We start from the raw sequence: 19,023 nt of genomic DNA, 5'->3' as shown, positions 1-19,023 counted from the left end.
CTGTGTGTCGGTGACGGCGGCCAGCACGTCCTCGTATCCTTGCACCGTCCCGTGGCTGAAGACGCGTTCGTCGGTGGGCCGTAGCTCCCAGGCTTTGTGCAGCAGGTTGAAGACGCTCCACGTTGGGTGCGAGTCGAGCAGGAGGCCGGCCGCGGGATGCGAAAGCAGCATCTCTCCGAGGTCGGGGTCGTCCTTGACCATGCGCAAGAACCTGGTGCGCACATCGGCCGGGGCGGCCACGGCGTAAGGATCGTTCTGCACGAGCCAATGGCGTACCGTCTCGTGGCGCAGTACGGCCCGCAGCAGGTTCGGGACGAGCAGCGGGGATCCGTGCTTCACTGCCGCGCGCACCGTCGCCGAGCCGGGGGCGAGCAGACGCCGGTACTCGTGGGGGTCGGTGAGAAGACCGGGGTTGCGCGCCAGCACCTCTGTGAGGGCGTGGTCGTTCTCCGCCAGGACGCCCGACAGAGCGGGATCGGCCGTCAGGACGGCGTCCAGAGCGGGGATCGCCGCCCTGGCCCTGTCCAGAGGGGGGGCGGACGGATCCGGATCAGCGGGGGCGGCCGGTTGCGGGGCCACCGCGTCGCGCAGCGCGCCCAGCAGGTCCGCGTCCGGCACCGCGTCGAAGTGGCCCGGGTCGTGGGACAGCAACCCGGCCACGGCCTGGTTTTGCACGGCCGCCCAGAGCAACTGGAGGTCGTCCGCGAGCCGTTCGGCGAAGGCGGGAACGCCCGTAAGGATGTCGACCAGCCGTCCGCTCTCGGCGAGGATCGCCACCACATCGGCGTCCGCCTTCGCCGCGGCCAGCAGGCGGGGAGCCTTGACCAGCAGGCGCGCCTGGTCGGAGTGGCGCTGTATCTGCTCCCGCAGTCTTCCGTTCTCGAGGAGGGACCGGTAGTCGATGGAGGATCCGCCCGAACGGAAGTTCTCCGCCAGGGCCAAGACCAGCGACCACTCATGGCTGAACGCCCAGGCGTCGTCCACCTTCCCTTCGCGCTGCACGAGCGCCGCAGCGAGTTCGCGGTTCTCGACGATGTGAGCGGCGGCCGGGCCGGGGCTGGCCACCGCCATGATCAGCGGGACGTTGCGGTTGAGGGCGGTGGCCAGCCCGGGAACGCCGAGCAACGAGTAGACCGACCCGTTATCTGCCTCGATCGCCTCCACCAGTTCCCGACGGCCGTTGGTCTGCACCAGCAAGTCGTCCACATACTCCGGGTGCTCAACGTACTGCCAGAGAGCCTCGGTGGACAGGGTGCTCATTCCCTGCAGCATGATGCCGGCATCGGTCAGCACCTCGAGGAGATCCGGCCGCATCTGCACCAGCGTGCCCAGGTTGACGCTGTTGGCGAGCACCCTGATCACATGCAGACGGTCCGGCTGCACCAGGGAGTCGACCGTCTTCTCGTGCTGCGGCTCGGCCCACCACGGGTTGCGCGCCAGCATCGTGGCGAATTCCCAGACCGGCCACTCCTCGTGCCAGGTCCGCTTGGCCGCCTTGGTGAGGGCGCCGAGCACGAAGGGCAGTGGGTTGGAGCCGTAGCCGATCTCGCTCAGTACCTCGAGCGCCACCTCACGGAGCTCGCTGACGAACTCGGTCCCCGAGGTGCCGGTGCGCGGGGCCCGGCCAGACGCGAGCTCCTGGGTCCCCCGCCGGGGCGGTACTCCGCCGACCGGTCCGGCGTTCGGGGACCGTAGGGCGGGGTTCTGCTCCACGAGCCGGTCGGCGGTCGCGCGGGCGGCGTCCTCGCCCTGCCGGTGCAGGCTCTCCGCGGTCCTGGCGAGTGCGGCGTGTACCGCCGCGCGTTGCTCCAGGGTCTGTGTGTCCTGGCCGATCAGCACCGGAGGTCGTAGCAGGCCGCTCGCCGTGGTGAGGAGGCTGTTCGCCTCGTCCTGGGAGACGTCCAGCAGCTCGGCCAGCTGGGCCGCCTGGGTCGCGCCCGACGTCCCGGCCAGCTCGTCCGGATCCAGTCCCAGGGTCGCCAACCGCTTCCGCGCTCCATCCACCTTGCTCCGCGCCTGTGACAACGCCCGGGACTGGGCCCTGGCGTCGCGCAGTTGTTGCGCCGTCTCCTGTTCGGCGCGGGCCGTGTGATACGCGGACAGCGCATCGGCCAAGGCCGTCAGTCCGGGATCGCCGATCGCGCCGGACGCCTCGGAGAGGCTCTCCGTGCCCGCCTGTCCAGTCCGCTCCCTGCCCTTGCCCTTGTCCCTCCCCTTCTCCCTGCCCGTGGCTTCCGCGGCGGACAGCTCCCGTGCCTGCTCGACCAGCCTCCTTGACTCCACGATGGCCTCGTGGTTGTGCACCGCAGCGATCTCCAGCGGACCGTCGACATAGCGCGATCCGGATCCGTCCCAGCGGTAGCTGTTGTCCTTGCGGCGCGTGCTGACCGCATAGACCAGTACGTCCACCATGCCGTCCGCGCCGAGCACATAGGCGAACGACGCGCCGCCGCTGCCGCCCTGCAGGTGCACGTGCAGCGCCTTGTTGGGCCGCACCTCGCTCTCCTGCGGCCGCAACTCCCCCGTCGCCACCCGCTTCACGACCTTGAGGTCATCCGGGTCCGTCAGGCGCACATCGGCGGTGAACAGAGGCCGCCCGCCGTACTCCCACGTGCCGGGATCGTCCGGCCGGAAGGCTCGCAGTCGTTGCGCCGCCTCCGCGGCCACCCGCGCCTGCTGTGCGTCCCGTTCCGCGCGGGCACGCGTCCACGCCTTCAGCGACTCCTCACGCACCCGGCTGTGATAGGTGCCTTCGACGACCACGCCCACCTGGTCCAGGTGTGTCTGGAGGTCGCCGTCGAAGTCCTCCAGCCGGCCGTCCGGTGAGGACGCCAGGAACTCGCCGAACGCGTAGTCGCGCCACGCCTCCGGACGGGCACTCACATCTTCCAGCACCGATGCCGAGCTCAACAGAAGCACCAGCAGGTCGGGATGCCTGCCCAGTTCGCGGACCATCTCCGCGCTCCGTGGGTCCAGCAGCAGCCCGGCCACCTCGGGCATCGACGCCAGCGCCTGTGCCCACACCGCCTCCGGCCCCGCCGTACGCACGGCTACGGCCCGCTTCCCGTCCGGACGCGCCGCCCCGGTGGCCCGGCCCGCGCCCTTCGCACCGGCGGCCTGCACGGCCCCGGCCCGGCCCGTCTCCGCCGCAGGCGTCGACGGGCCGGCCGGTGCCAGCTCTTCCAGCAGCGCCTGCTGGGCCCCCTCCCTGAACAGCTCCGGCGAACGAACCACCAGCCGCCGCAGGTCACCTGCCAGCCCAGGCGTCGCCAGCGCTCGGGCACGCAACCGCGCGTCCTCGAGGAACCGCCCGGCGAACCACGCGTGCCCGTCAAGGAAATGGGTCAGATCAGTGTTGGCCAGCAGACGCCCGAGATCCTCCCGTCCGACATCCGACAGGGGCCCCGGCCGCTTCGCCAGCTCCTCCAGCAACGCGTCCCGGCCCACCAGCCTCCGCGCCACCTGCCGCGTCAGGAGGCCGGCCAGCACCTCACTGGCTCGCGCCGCCCGCCACAACGGACTGTTCACGCGCGCCTGGTCGACCAGGGCGTGGCTGCGTAGCAGCGCGTCCACCAGCCATGGCGCCGCCCGCAGATCCTCTCCGACCCGGCGCACATCTGCCAGCAACAGGGCGAGACCGGGCACACCCTCCAGCGCCCGCCGCAAGGTCCGCGAGTCACCCGCCAGATCCTGCGCCGTCTCCGGCCGCTCCCGCAGCACCCGGTGTACCTCCGGACGACGCGTCAGCAGTCGCGCCACCTGAGCGTCCGCCGCCAGCGCCTCCACCACACCGGGGTTGAGCAGCGCCGTATCCAGCAGGTCCGCATCGCCCAGCACCACAGCCACCAGTTCCGGACGCTCGTCCAGACGCTCGTCCAGCGCATCCAGCAGCGTGTCGGCGGTCAGGAAGCGCTCGACATGGTCCGCGTTGCGGAACACACCGGCGTGGTCCGCGACCTCGGCGGCCAGCCCCGGGAAGTCCCACAGCAGCTCGGCGTGCTGCGGGGCACGTACCAGCGCCCGTGTGACGTGCACACCGCTCACCGCCGCACGCACCACATCCTGCCCACCCGGCAACGCGAGGAGCTTGTACAACTCGGCGGCCAACACGTCCGCCGCAGGCTCCGCCAGCAGATGAGCGACCGGATCACGGTCCGCGAAGACCCGCGTGACGTCCTCACTGTTGTTCGCCAGGCGCGCAAGGTGGTCCCGTGCACTCAACATCCGGTACATCTCCGGTGCCAGGAAGCAAAGCCGCGAGTGCTCCCGGTTCTGGACGAGCACACGGACGGGTGCGGCGTTGTCGATCAGGAATTCGACAAGACCGGGGAATTCCATCATGTAGCGGTAGAGATAGTCGTTGGTGCGCAGCGCTTTCGTCAGGTCCTCATTGGCCTTGAGCAGGGGCAGGAACCCCGAGGTGCGGTCCAGGAGGCGCGGCAGCATTGGCCTGGCCTCCAGAGTCAACGCGAGTTCCGCATTGGTGAACAGGGCCGCGCCCAGGGCCGGGCTCTGCTTCGCCGCGTTGAGCAGTTCGCTGTTCCCCCGGACCGCTGCGTCGATGGCCAGCAGCTTCGCAAGCCGCTGCTCCTCGTTCACTTTCTTCAGGAACGCACGGAGTTCGGCATTGGCGTCGTCCTGCGCAAGGCTCCATGAGCGTGCGAAGAACTGGTCTGCCTCGCCGAGTTCGACACCTTCCGGCGACAGCCTGGGTTCACCGGCATGCTGCTGGACCGCATTGACCAGTCCGCCGGCCCAGCCCTTCTTCTTCCCTTTTTTCTTCGCGGCGGCGTCTTGCACGGCCTGCTGGATCGGGCGCTTGTCGAGCGCATCGAGGAAACCGGGCCGCGCGACCGCCTCACGGAGCGCCTCCGGCGCGGACGCAAGCAGCCTCAGCACGGTCTCATTGCGCGAATCGCCGAGCGCGGCAAGCATCGAGCTGTCGCCGAACAACGCCTGCCAGTGCTGGAACGACATGTCCACGGCGGGCCGGGAGGCCAGCTCTTTCACCACCTGCGGATGGGCCTGCAGATTCGCGACCATGTCGTCGGTGAGTACGTTCAGGAGCTTCGCCTGCTTGCCCGATATGCGGATCAGTGCGGCGTCATCCTGGAAAAGCACGTCGAGAAGCCGACGCGTGTCGGAGACTTTCAGTAGGGCACCGTAGACGCCCGAAAGCATAATTTTGGTGAAGATGCGTTCGTCCTCGGGCCGTGCCGCCCAGCCCTTCAGCAGAATGCTGAACCTCGACAGGTCCGCGCCCAAGCTCAACAGACCGGCGAGTGCCGGGATCTGGAACAGCATCTTCCCAACCCTGGGGTCCGCCTCGGCCTCGAGCGCGATCCTGCGGCGTATGTCGGAGGAGGGAGCCGAGACCAGCCGGTCGCCCACTACCAAGAACCATTTCCGGACCGTTTCGTGGCGCAGGGCGGAACGCAGCAAATGCGGAGCCAGCAGCGGGGAGCCCTCGCGTATGTGCGGGATCAGCCCTGTTCCGGAAGCGGACAGCAGACGCCGGTACTCGTAAGGCGTGTTCAGGAGATGAGGGTGGAGCGCCAGCGTCTCGGCCAGAACCCCGTTCTCCTGCAAGGGACGCGCCAGATGGGGTTCGTCCGTCAGCAGCGCGCGCAGGCCGGGACTGGCCGCCTTGGCCCTCTCCAGCGGCGACGCCGACGCGGATGGGGCCGACGCGGACGGAAGCGGAAGCGGCTCCGACTCCTGCAGTGCCAGCAGCAGCAAGTCGTCGGGCACCCCGTCGAAATGGGCCGGCCGCCTCGCCAGGGCCACGGCCACGGCCGTATTGTCCACCGCCGCGCTCAGCCACTCCATATCGCGCGCCAGCCGCCCCGCAAACGCCGGCAGGTCCTCCAGAACGTCGACCAGCTCCGGCCCCCGCGCCAGGATCCCCAGCACTCGGAGGTGGTCGTTCATGGCCGCCGCCAGCAGCCGCGGCACGCTCACCAGCAGCTTCGCCAGACCGGCATGCGCCTGCAACGCGGCCCGCAACGGCCGGTTGCCGAGCAGGCCCACCAAGTCGACGTCGACTCCGGCGGCCAACGCGTGGAGCAGAGCGTCGCTCAGCGACCACTCGTTGGCGAACGCCGCCGCACTGCTCACACTGGCCTGTGCCGCCAGTACTTCACCTATCTGGGGAAACAGAGAGACAATCTGCGCCACAGGTCCGGGAACTGCCACTGCCAGGATCAGCGGAACCTTCCGGTGGAGCGCCGCAGGCAGTCCCGGCGCGCGCAGCAGTGACGTAGGGGCATCGTGCTCGCCCGCAATCGCCTCCATGAGCTCGCGTCGTCCGTTGTCGGACCGCATCAGCAGGTCCTCGACGTACCTCGGATTCCGGATGTACGTGGTGAGGATGTAGTCCGGCAGCTCCATGAAGGCATCCAGCACGGTGTCCGACTCGGACACCTCCTTCAGGAGGTCTGGGTGCGCATGCAGCAGCCTCCCCAGACGCGGTTGGAGGGCAACCGCCTCGATCACCTCCACGCGTTCGGGCCGGGTCAGAGCGTGGAACGTGGCGCCGTACCCGTCCCCGCCCCACTCCGGGAGGGCCGCCAGCACCAATGCGGCCTGCTTGACCGGCCACGCCTCGTGCCAGGTATTCCTCGCCACCCTGGCCAGCGGTCCCATCAGTTGATCCACCAGGTCGGGGCGGTAGCCCCTTGCACGCAGCGATTGCGCCACAGCGGTGCGGAACCAGTTCGTGAACTGAGCGTCGGTCGGCGGGGCACCGCTGCGCGAAGCCGTGCCGGGCACGGACTCCTGGGCGTTCCGCGCTCGGGGAGGCATGCCGCCCGGAAGGCCATACCGCTGCTGAGTACCGAACTCGACGCGCAGTTCCTCCGACAGGAGCTCCGCCTGCTGCTCGCCGCCCTGGGCCAGCCGGTACGCCACCGCATGGGCGATGGAGTCGTACAGCTCCCGGTAGGCTTCCTCCCCCTCCGACGGCTCCGTCCGGTCGATCGGCGGCGGCTGGTGACGGCCTGTCATGATCCGCACGGCTTCCCGCAGCAGCGAGTCCCGATCGGCGGACTCCCGTCCCTCCACGTCGACGCGTGCCCGGTCGAACTCCTCCGACCAGCTAATCAGCTTTGCCTGGTCCACCGCCGGATACCGCGCCCCACTGGCCCGCCGGGCACTCTGCCCGCCCTGGGCGACAGCCACCGCACCGGTGGGTAGCGCCGACCCGGTGGGCGGCGCCGGGGGCAATGAGCTCATGCCGGAGATCCGGTCCGCCCACTGCTTCGCGAGGTCCCCCACCAGCGAATCGCCGAACCCGGCCAACTCCTGCGCGATCGCAACGAGCGCCTGGTGCACGGCGGCCTGCTGTGCCGGCGTCTGCGCGTCCAGGCCCGTCGGCAACAGCGCGGCGGCCTTCTCCAGCAGCTTTCGCGCCGTCTCCTGGTCCACGTCCAGCCGCAGCGCGAGATCGCTCTCGGCCGCTGTCGCGTCCACGGCCCCGGTCAATCCGTCCGACGCCACGGGACCGCGGTCCGGTCCGTGCGTCACAGCCGGTGCGGTGTCCGTGGTGAACGGGTGAGAGGCGAACGCGGCGGTGTCGGGCGGGGTGGCGGGGAGCTCGGTTGCCGGTACGCCTATCCCCGCGGCCGCCTCCACCGCCACAGCGTCCTTGGAGAGGCCAAGAACCCGGGCCGCCTCGGCACTGGTGTCACCGCTCGTCCACGTGACCGTGCCCCGGTCCTCGTTCCAGGTGCCGGTCCGGTTGGATCGGCGTTCGTAGACGCCGACCACGGCCTCCGCATCGATTCTGCTGGTGAAGGCGACCTCCTCCTCCTCGGAGAACCGAGGTTTCCCGCCGTGTGCACGCAGGGTGGCGTTGACGTCGACGCCGGTCGGGTCGGTGTTGAGCGCCGCACTGATCTCGTAGCGGTATGGCTTGTTGCGGTACCAGAGTTTCGGGTTGCGGGAGGTGGCCACGTAGGGGGCAGCGAGGTTTCTCTGCCACTCCTCCACGGTGACCACCTGGGAGGGGTTGTCCGCCGTGAAGCCCTCGGTGAACACCCGATCCGGTTCGGCGCCCGAGAAGCGCCACACGGTCTCCCCCCCGTCGCTCTCCACCACGAAGTCCCGGTCATACGTGTGCACCATCGTGTAGTCGACCGCCGGAGCGGTGTCCGTCGCCGGGTTCTCGGCCATCCAGTCGTCACGGCCCCCGGGGCGCCAGGTGATCGTCCGGGTCGTCGCGTCGAAGGTGCCGGTCCGGTCCTCCTGCCGGTCGTAGACGCCGACGATCGCCTCCGGACGGAGTTCCCTGGTGAACGCCACCTCCGCCTCGGGCTCGACGACGCCGACGAGGGGATTAGCCGTCTCCTGGAACGTGGCGATCACGTCGACACCGGTGGTGTCGCCGTTGCGGGCCGGGGCGACGCGGTAGCGGTACCGCTTGTTCTTGTACCAGAGTTCGGCGTTCCGGGTGGTGGACACGAACTGGGCGTAGGGATTCTTGCGGACCCACTCGTCCAGGTCCACCACGTTGGCGACGTTGTCGGCGCGGAAGCCATGCGCGAAGACGTTCTCGGGCTCCTCCGCCGAGAACCGCCAGAGCGTATCGGTGGGCTGGCTCTCCTCCACGCCCATGTCGTCGTCCTTCGGGTGGATCAACTGGTAGTCGACAGCAGCCGACTGGTCGGGCGCATGTCCTTCGCCGACGGGCGCCCCGGCCTGCCGTACCACCTCGCCGCGCAACGCGGGGATCTCACCAGCGTGCGCGTAGGGCACGAACACCGCGGCCATCTGCGCCAGATGGTCCGGGGTGAGGCGGAACCGCTGCTCCTGGGGCAGGCCACTCAGCGGGCCCATCACACTGGAGTCGCCCTCCTCGAGTACCTGCGCACCGTGACCACCCGGCGCCAGCAACGCCCGCCGGTCGAGCACGTCGTCCCGTACACCGAGACCATGGACGAACTCGTGAACCCAGGCGACCGGATCCACACCCGCGTGCCAGACCCCCTGGTCCATGCCGCCAGACATCCCCGGCCGGCCCGGCCGGACCTCCACCACGGTGTGCGCGGCCTCCTCGCTGCCGACGAACTCCGCACTCACCCGCAGCACCGGACCGGACGTCCCAGGACCCGCGACCTGGAAGGGCTGCGTCACCGGCAGCTGATATCCACGCTCGTTGACATAGGCCTGCAGAGCCGTGACCAGGCCCTCCCGGACACCCCGCATCTCCTCACGACTCGCATCCTCAGCACGCAGGTGGATGCGCCGGGTCAGGTGCAGCACACCGTCGGCCGGGGTGGCGCCGCTGTACCACACCCACGCGTAACCGACCTCGGTGCGCTCACCGGACGCCGGGGGCCGCTGGACCGACAGCAAACTGCCGTCCCCCGCCACCGTGAACACGAAGGCCTCCGGAAGGTCCGCCCGGCTGCGGGAACCGAAGGGAATCCAACGGTCGGTGCGCACCTCACCCGCACCATACCGCTCACCCAGAGCGGCGGCACCCGCCCCCTGTACGCCTGCCACGCCGGTGATACCCATGGCCCCCTCGGCAGCCACAGCCCCCACCGCAGCGTCATCGCTCAGACCATCCGCCACAACAGCCGAGGCCACACCCGTGGCCACACCCGTGGCCATGTCCGAGGCCTCGTACGGAGACAGTTCGTCCTCGGACCCGACATGTGTGCCGGCATCCAGCTCGCCCGGAATCCAAGCGACCGCACCGGTCTCCCAGTTGAAGACACCGGTCTGCCGAGTGACCCGGTCGTAGACACTGACCACCGCCCGCGGAGCGATGATCCCGGCGAACGCCACCTCGTACGCCTCGCCGAACTGCCCTTCCGCCATGTCATCGAAAGGCTCCTGCGGCGACAGCTCACCCGCTCCACGCCGACGCGCGATCGTGGCGTTCACGTCCGCACCCGTCGAAACGTCGTTGAGCGCCGGAACGATCCGGTAGCGGAACCGCTTCCTCCGGAACAACGCATGGTCGCGGGTCGTCGACACCTGGGGCGAGGCGTCAGGATCTGTTACCGCCCACTCCCACAACGGCGCGTGCGCTGCCGTGTCGTCGGCCGCGAAGCCCTGCTGGAACACCTCGACCGGATCACGGTCGGAGAGGCGCCACAGCACCTCTTCCGCACCGCTGCGCACCACGAAGTCCCGGTCATCGGGATGGACCAGCGCGTAGTCCACGGCTGGAGGCAGATCCGCACCGGTCTGCGAGTGACCCAGCGAGGCGACGGCCTGGGGAGCGGTGGCGCGGTCGCCCGGGCGCCTCCCCGCCGTCGCCGCACGCTCCAGGTCCGACAGGAGGTCACGCGCCAACCCGTGCACGGTCAGCATGCTCGTGAACAGATCAGCACCCCCGCGCTGAACCTGTAGCCCCTGCAGATACCCCTCCAGTCTGTCCACGGAGGCCCGGAGTTCGGTCGTCACGAACGGAGCCAGTTCACCGCTGAGCAGAAACGCCCCGACGGCCTCACTGATCCGCTCCCGCACGAGGTTGCGCATGATGCGCGTCGGACTTCCCGAAGGGGACTGCGTCAGGTTCTCCAGGATGTGGGCGACCCGTAGAAGCAGCGGATGGTCGACGAGCCGTCCCACCGCGTCACCCTCACCGGCGGCGGAGCGGGGCGACGTCCGGGCGCGGTTGTACGCACTCGCCCCCACCGCCCCGATGTCGGCCAGGTCCTGACGTATCTGCGCCGCGGTGGCGTCCTTGGACCGGAACTCCCTCAGTTCCAGCAGGCTTAGACCCACCGGCAGCCGGCCGTCGTTGGTGTCCAGGCCGAAGTAGTCGTCCATGCCGACCGACTCGTTCTGGCTCACCTGCGATCCGGACGCCGTCTCGCCGCGCAGCGCCGCGGTGACGTAGTCGCTGACAGGCAGTCCACTCCACGAGGTCTCCCGCAGGATGCCGCTGAGGTCCCCCGCCGGAACCCCGTGGTTACGGGCATGGCGGGTGAGCGCCAGTTGCATCGACGGCACCAGAAGCCGCACGATCTCCCCGTCGGAGGCCTCGAAGAAGGCGCGGACCTGTGGACGCAGTCCGTGGCGCAGGTCGCCGAAAGGCGTCCGCAGCGCCGCCCACAGCATGTTCTTGACGAGATAGGCCGGGAAGAAGCGCTTCTGCAGCGGAACGGCGGTGGCGTGCATGAACAGAAGCCGCGAGTAGAACCACACCTCGTCGATCCCGGGCACCGCGCGCAGGAACGGTAGCAGGTTGACTCCGACCGGACCCCCGTACAGCCGACTCGCGTACAGAGCGGCCACCTGCCGCCCGAACGCCCTGCCCTCGGCGGCGAGGACCTGCTGCCACTTCTTCTCGAGGTTCGTCTCGACAAAGTCAAGAACCCCGTTGCCACCGATCAGCGGGACGCCGACCGTGTACTGCGGGTACGCCTCGTCGGCGTGGCCGTCCACCACAGGGGCGACGGACACGTTGCGACCGTGCTCGGTCACCGCCCAGCCCTCGGACTCGGCGAACAGCAGTGTCAGCGGCACCGGCCGGCCGGCCGCGTCCACCGACGCCAGAAGGGCCCGCACATGCTCGGCCCAGCGTACGCCGTCCTCAAGGGGGGGGCGGCTTTCCTCGGCCAGCACCCGATGCGGGGCCGCCACAACCTCCGGGATCCCATAAATTTCCCTCTGGGGGGCAACGGCACCGGGCGGGGTGGCCTGCCAGGCTCGGTCGGGCACCCCGATCAAACGGCCGTCGTACAGGCGGTAGAAGGGGCGCTGGTCGATCTGGATCTCCAGGTGATGCCCCCTCACCAGCACCGTTCCCTTCTTCATGGGGGCGCCCGCGAAGACCAGCAGGTGCCGGTCCTCTATCTCCCAACCGATGGCTCCACCGGGCAGCCGGAGGGGTTCACCACCGTTTGCGATCCGGCCGGCGATCTCGTAGGCCACGGACCGCTCCGGTCCGCGCACCGAGGAGGCAAGCTCCCCCCTCACCCGCTGGACGGTGTCCAGGTCCACCGGCACGTGCGACCAGCCCAGCTGCCTCAGCTGGGCATTGACCTCGACGTGCAGGGACGCGAGGGCCTCGGCCTCGGCCTCGGCATGGAGGTCACCGGGCACCCACTCGTCGTCCGTCGCCGGGTTCTCGGCATCTTCGAGGTGCACCATCGCGTAGTCCACCGCCGGAGCGACGTCCGCCGATTCGGTGACCGGGCGCGGAGCCGGGGGCGTGAGGTGCGGGGGTACGAGTCCGGGGATCGCGTACAGGTCCCGGACGTCGCCGTGGAGACCCCGTACCTCCTCGGACGTGGCCGCGTCCGCGAGGTAGGACGCCCGCATGATCTCGAACAGCGAGTGGTCCTGGCCCGGAAGCATCCAGCCCATCAGCGCCTTGCGGAAGTCGCCGATGTCGGCGCCCTCCGCGTCGAGCCACTGGAACACCCGCAGCATGCGCAGGGCAGTGCCGGAGACACCCGCGACCAGGGGCATGCCCTTGGCGTCGTGCCACTCCCGGTACCAGGGCGACCGCTCGTCGAGATCGAAGCGGGCCGTCCCCTCGACCCAGCCCAGCGGGAGTTCCGGTCCCTGCTCTCCTTCCAGTACGAGGTCCCCGGCCCGGGGTTCCGGGTGCGCGTACCGGCCGCGGACGAGGGCGACGACGCGTTCTACGGGCCCGCCGGTGCGCAGTGCGGCGGGAACATCGACGTGTGAGCCCAGCGACGCCGTGGCGGGGGTGGACCTGCGCCGCACCTCGACGGTGACCACGTCCGGCCGGGCCAGTACCTCGGTGAGCACGGGCTCACCGGTGTTCTGGTCGAACTCAAGCGTGTCCAGGGGCACTTCCTCGACGTCGACGCCGAGGAGGGAGACCGGGGGGGAGAAGCGGGCGAGGAACGTGCGTTCCCGCCCGGTCAGCGGGACGCCCAGGTAGGTGTAGTCCTTCGGAGTCTTCTTCGGCCCGGTCATTGTCCGCAGTTCCTCGCGCCGTTCGACGCGGGAGGACTGACTGGCGACGATCTCCAGGGGGTCTTTCAGTGAGTCCCCGGTCCGGTGACCCGCCAGGCTGCCAAGAGCCAGCGGGTTCCCCTCCTCGAACAGGTGCCCCTGGTCGCGCCAGGCCGGTTCGTCGAGGGTGCGCCGCAGGAGTTCCGCACGTGGTCCGCCGTTGAGGAAGGCCGCGTACGCCTCCAGTGAGGACCGGTTCAGTCCGAGCCGCGCGGCCAGGTCCATGCCCTGTGCCGACACCGGGCCATGGGAAGCGTCCCGCGGGGCGGCCAGAAGCTCCCGGAGCACGGCGGTCAGACTCGGCACCGACGGATCGTTCTCGTAGAGCGCCTTCCATCCGATGGCGTTGAAGAAGGCCGTCATGACCTCGCGCGTACTGCCGTCGGTGAGCAGCGCGTCCAGCCACACGGCGGGTGAGCCGTCGAACGGGGGGCCGACCTGGCCCGCACTGGTCGGGTCGGTGGTGACGAAGGAAGCGGCCAGGACGTCCTTGGAGTGCTGTGGGTAGGCGGCGCGCAACACGTCGAACAGACGGCGCACGGCCACGCGGGCGGCGTTCAGCGCCGCCGGGTCCTGGTGGTAGTGGACACCAACGGCCTGCTCGAACTCGGCGTGTTCGCGCTCGGCCGGGGCCGGGGCGGTCCCGGCGCCGCCGTCGACAGCGTCCGGCAGGGGCTCGGTGGTCTGCGTACGGTCAGGCGCGGTCCCGTCCTGTGCCCCATGGTGAACCAGGTCGAGGTTGATGGCCGGCTCGAGGTCGGCCGCCCTCGCCCGGGTGTCCTGTGCCCCGGCCGGGGCGACGTGCTCCGGTGCCGGAACGGTGGACGTCCGGTGCAGGTAGGGGGCGATGACCTCGGCGACCTGGCGCAGGTGTTCGGGGGACAGGACGAGTTGCCCGGGCGACACCGGGCCGCCGAGCGGCCCCATCAGGCTCACCGTGCCCGGCGCCACCGTCACCGGGCGCAGACCGCCCGGGTTGAGCAGCACACGGCTGTCCGTTCCGTCGTCCTGGACACCGAAGCCGTGCACGTACTCGTGGAGCAGGCCGACCGGGTGGACACCCGTGTACCAGACGCCCTGCACCATCGGCCGGCTGCTGTCGGGCAGGCCGGGCCGGACGGTGACCGTGGTGTGCGCCGCGTCGGGGTGGTCCGCGAAGGCGACGTCGAAAACCAGGCGCGGCCCGGACGCCAGGGCGCCGGTGACCTGGTCGGGCTGCTGCTGCGGCAGCTGGTAGCCGGGGGCGTTGAGGATCTGGACGACCGCCTGGGTCAGGGACTCCTGGAGCCGCCCGAGTTCCTGCGGACTCACGTCGTCCGGCACCAGGTGAACGCGCCGGACCAGCCTCAGCACCTCGGAGCCGGTCGCGTCGTCGCGGTACCAGGTCCAGTCGTAGCCGACGTCCGTGCGCTCCCCGGATGCCGCAGGCCGCAGTACGGTCGGCGGCTCGCCCTCGTTGCCTGCTTCGGACACGAAGGCCTCGGTACCCTCCGCCGGCCGCCCCGGGCGGCCACCGAAGGGCCGCCCGCGGTCGGTCCGCACCTCGCCGGCACCCAGGACGTGCCCCGGCACGGTCCCTGCGCCGGACGCCTGCGGCGGGAGCTCCGCCGACAGCGGCTCATACCCGGTGACCGTCAGGTCGACCGCGGGATCGACGTCCGGACCGGTCTCCACGGTGCCCGGGGCGACAAGGGGGACATCGGGCCGTACGCCGGGGAGCGTGGCCTTCGTCCGGTCGCCGGCCTCGACACCGGTGGTCGGCACCTCGGTGTCCTCGGCGACGGTGCTCTCCGAGTCGGTGTCCTCGGCGACGGTGGACTCGTCGGAGTCGTCGTAGGCCCGGCCGTCGTCGCTGAGGGGCTCGCTGTCCCGGCCGGTGACTTCGGGGGTGAGCGCGCCGCCACCGCTGTCGACGCGGAGGGCTGCGCGGAGCGCGTCCGGACCCGACAGGGCAGGGGGCGGCAGAAGCGGTACGACGACGTCCTGCTCGCCGCCCGGAACGGATTCCCGCTCGTCGGTGGACTCGTGTCCGGCGGGCGGACGCTGCAGCTCCGATATCTCCTCACCGACACCCGGGACGCGCCGGGCGGACGCCTCCGCGTCCCGCCCGGGGGCATTCCGGCCGTCCTGGCCGGAGGGAGCGGTCCTCGGGACGTCCGGCAAAACCGGTGAACTGAACGTGTCGAGTACGGGCGGCGCATCGGACGTTTCCTGCGCTTCGGCCGTTTCCTGCGCTTCGGCCGTTTCCCGGGCGTCGGCCTGCGGGTCGGACACGGCCCGCGGGTCGGACCCCGCCTGCGACACGTCGGGGTCGGCCGTCCCACCGGACCGGCCCGCGGTGGTCGGCGTGGCGTGGGTCGTGGGCGGGGACGGCAGCCGCGGTGCCAGGTCCTCGGGCCGGCTGGCGGAGTTCTGCTGCTCGTTGCGCGCGGTCAGGCCCCGGTCGGTGATCCGTGCGAGGTGGCCGTCGCGTTCCAGGCGTGGCAGGGCCGTGCCCATCTCGCGGCGCAGTTCGGCCAGCCGCTCCGACTCGGTCCGCACCTCGTCCAGACGTCGGCGCACCTCGATCCGGTCCGTGGTCCCGTCCGGGCCGGTCCGGTCGTCCGCGGTCCGCCTCCCGGTCTCCGGGGTTTCTCCGGCCCGTACGTTCTCTCCGCCGGGGTCGGTGGTGGGTGCGTGCAGGTTTTCCAGCAGGGCCCGGTGTCCGGCCTGCCGCTGCTGCGTGAGGGTGTCAAGCTCCTGTTCCAGGCGCGCGACGTGTTGCCGGCGCTGTGTCTCCCGGAGGTCCAGGAGGTCCCCAAGCTGCTGGAGGTTCAGGGCGTCGGTGTGTTCGTCGGTGCCGTCCAGTATCTGGCGGCGCAGGTCCGCCACCGCGCCGGTGTCGTCGGCGGTGAGCGCCATGAACCGCTGACGCAGTTCCTCCTCCGACTGCGGGCCGGTCCCGTCGTCTTCTGTGTCGTTCTGCTCCAGGGCGTCCAGACGCTGCCGCAGGTCGCGGTAGTCCTGCAGCTCTCGCATCGCCTGCGCGCGGTCCTCCTCGGTGGTGGCCTCGTCGACCTGACGGCGCAGAGCGTCCCCGTGTTCGTCGGGCCGGGTGTCGTCGCGCAGAGTGTCCAGACGCTGCTGCAACTGCCGCAGGTCGCGGTAGTCCTGCAGCTCTCGCGTCGCCTGCGCGCGGTCCTCCTCGGTGGTGGCCGCGTCGACCTGACGGCGCAGAGCGTCCTCGTGTTCGTCGGGTCGGGTGTCGTCGCGCAGGGCGTCGAGGCGTCGCTGCAACCCGTCGATTCCGTCCGGGCTGTCCGCATCCGGCGCGTCGGATCGCAGCGCGTCCAGCCGCGCGGACAACTCCTGCGCCTCCCGCAGGTCCCGCAACTCCCGCTCCGCGGCCGCAGCCTGCTCCGGGGTGTCCGCGGTGAGCATGCGCTGCCGCAGCACCGCCTCCCGCTGCTCCGCCTCCCCACCCGAGACCGCCAGGTCCAGACGGTCCCGCAGACTCTCCGACACCGGCTTCATCCGCTGGTACTCGCCCAGCGTGTCGCGTCCCCCCGCCCCGGACGTCAACTCCTGCCGGAGCCGGGCCAGATCCGGATCATGATGCGTCGGCAGGTCACGGCCCGTCAGAACATCGGCGGGTACATGCCGCTCGATCAGCGCGGTGTAATCACGCAGGGCACCATCCACCACGTCCGGGTCCCTGGTGGCCCACGCCGCACGGACCGCGTCGGCCCTGCTCTGCCACTGACCGTGGTCGATACCCAGCGGCTCCAGTCGGCCGAACCCGCCCTCCACCTGCTCGCTGAACGCCTCGTAACGCCCCCGCAGATCCTGCATCCGGATTCCGTCACGGAACGCGGCGACCTCACCGGCGGCCTGATGCCAGTCGCCCGCCTCGGCAGCGTCCCGCACCGACCGCGCGAACACCGCCCGCTCCCCAGCCGGCATACCCACCTCACGGGCCAGCGACTCCAGCCGGGACACCGCCCCCCGCACCTGCTCCACCGACGACACCGGCCGCCCCACCGGCACCGACGGCGCATTCTGCACAGGACTGCGCGGCAACTCCTGCGACGGCACAGACAGACCGCTGAGCTGGCCCAGCGCGTCCCCACGGGAAACATCATCCACATCCCGAACCGGGACCCCCGACACCTCGCCCTGGACCGGGCCGTCCAGCCCCGCGCCCCGGTCCGACACGTCCGGCCCCACGCTCGCGTCCGGCGTCCGTGAACCCCCGGGCACCACACCGTCCCCGGCCATGGCTGACGGCACCGGACCCAACGCACCCACCGGACCCGACGGCACCGACAGACGCCCCAACCGCCCCCACGCGTCCGAGCCTCCGCCGGACACGTCCATACCCTCGTTCTGGACCGGTCCGCCCGACATCCCACCCTGCACCGGGCTGACGGTCCCCGGGGTGGCGGTGAGTCCGCTCAGCCGTTCCGAAAGCGCCCGGTACACAGCGTCATCCTCAGCGCGCACGTCGACGACGTCCGCGCTGTCGTCGGCACGGCCCGCGAGAACACCGGCGTTCTGCGTATCAGTACTAAAACCGATACCGGTACCCGTGTTCTGCGTATCAGTACTCGTGTGCGCGGCGGCCGGCTCGGTGGCGGCCGGGAGTCCTGTGTCCTGGGCGGGACGGTAGTACGAGGGGCCGTCGGAGACCGTACGGGGCGGGGTGAAACGCAGGTCGGCGGCCGGCCGCATCAGCGGATGATCCGGACCCGGCAGCGCGTTCACGCCCTCCGCACCCGTACCCGCGTCGGTGCCGCCCGCGCCCGCGCCGGACACGGTCGACGGCCTGCGCAGACCGAGGGCGGAGCCGATCTTCCAGCCCGCCTTGCCCCCCAGATGCGCGCCCGCATGCCCGAGCATCGCGCCGAACGCACCGGAGGTGAACGAGGCCAGCGACGTCGTGAACCGGCCCGTGGTGATCGCGTTGTAGGTGCCCTCCGCCAGGTTCATCGCACCGCCCCACGAGACGGCCTCCCCCGCGAGCGAAGCGACCTTGCGCCCGAAGTCCGGCGCGAACGCCCGCGCCACCTCCCGCGACAACGCCCCCCGCAGCCCGCCCATGTGCCTCGGCAGCCCCCGCAACGGCACCGCCAGCGCCGCCTCCATCCCCCGGCTGCCGAACGACCCCGCGAACGCCCGCGCCCAGTCCTCACCCAACCGGCGGGCGGCCACAGCCCCCATCGCCCCGGCCAGATGCAGCTCGAACACCTTCCCGATATCAGCGAAAAGCCCGTCACTCACCGCACCGGCACGGCCCTCACCCAGCACCCGGGCCAGATTGATCGTCCGCTCCGCCAGATCACGCCCGAAATCCGCGGCAACCGGCTTCACACCCGAACCCGCCACCTCACCCGCGACGTCGCGGCCCGCGGCCTTGACCCGCTGCGCATCGGCCAGCGCCGCGTCCACCGCCCCCCGCACCGCCCCGGCCGCATCCCGCCCGAACGCCTTGCCCAGCAAGCCCCCCAGCGCACCGCCCACGAACGGCACGAACGCACCGAACACACCCTGCAACGCCCCGAACCCCACCGCCTGCTTCAACAGCTGGTCGGAATCCTCCAGCGTGTAACCCTGCTCCTGGGTCAGCCACTTCGCGAACTCGTGCGTCGCCGCCGCCAACCCGACGTTCAGCACCTCCTGGGCCGCAAGCCCCATCAGAAACCGGAAGATCAGACTCCGCAGGATCGCCTGATAGGTCGCCCGTAGCACCGCCTGCTCCACCAGCGCACCGAACGGATTCCACACCGCCATCGCCATGATCAGCGACCACTCCACCAAGAACAGGTTGAGTTGGATGACGATCATGTTCTTGTAGTACGCCGCGTCCGCCCGGGTCTTCTCCCCGTACCGGGCCAACTGCTCCGCGGTATCCACCAGCGCCTTGATCTGATCGGCCCCGGCCCCGGTGCCGAAGGTCGCCATCGCCCGCGCGTACGCCTCGCTCCAGGCACCCTCCACCGCACCCTCCACCGAGTGCGACACCTGCGCGATCAGGTTCTGCAACTCGTGCAGGTCCCGCTGCAGCTCCACATGAGGCTCCACCACACGCTGCTGCAT

Annotated in this window: 1 protein-coding gene (cut by a window edge); it reads right to left on the bottom strand. The window is 70.6% G+C overall.

Annotation, left to right across the window (positions count from 1 at the left end; translation table 11 throughout):
• Window positions 1-19,023 carry the beginning of a hypothetical protein gene (locus OG199_RS44910; protein WP_405834979.1) on the bottom strand. The gene continues 39,915 nt to the left of window position 1, outside the view, so 19,023 of the gene's 58,938 nt are visible here — the first part of the coding sequence; the start codon lies at window positions 19,021-19,023; the stop codon falls past the left edge of the window.

Origin of the sequence: Streptomyces sp. NBC_01176, from assembly GCF_045039825.1 — a bacterium.
Lineage (GTDB): Bacteria > Actinomycetota > Actinomycetes > Streptomycetales > Streptomycetaceae > Streptomyces.
The sequence above is the reverse complement of the archived record's forward strand: the minus strand, read 5'-3'. Positions and strand labels throughout refer to the sequence as shown.